Below are 306 nucleotides of genomic sequence, written 5' to 3' on the forward strand. Positions count from 1 at the left end.
CCGCGGCAGCGGCTATGAGCTGGACGGGACTCTCCAGCATCACCGAGAGCTGTGTGTTCAGGTCTGTGGGCGTGGAGTCGGCCACGTCACCGGGCACGATGATGCCGGCGTTGCAGACCAGGACGTCGAGCCGATCGGACCACTCCTCGCGGACACGTGCGCACAGTGCGGCGACCTGCTCGCGGTCGGTGGCGTCGCACACCACGGGGATCGTGTCGGCGTTGATGGCGAAACCCGCCGTCACGGCTGCCTTCTCGTTGACGTCGACGGCGATGACGCGATAGCCGCGGCCGGCGAGCAGGCGGG

At 69.0% G+C, this 306-nt stretch carries 1 protein-coding gene; it reads right to left on the bottom strand.

Going from position 1 to position 306, the window contains the following annotated elements; translation table 11 throughout:
* On the bottom strand, positions 1 to 306 hold a 306-nt coding region (locus BEK98_RS47700), incomplete at both ends, for an SDR family oxidoreductase (protein WP_143684314.1).

This window comes from Streptomyces diastatochromogenes (assembly GCF_002242805.1).
Classification (GTDB): domain Bacteria; phylum Actinomycetota; class Actinomycetes; order Streptomycetales; family Streptomycetaceae; genus Streptomyces; species Streptomyces diastatochromogenes.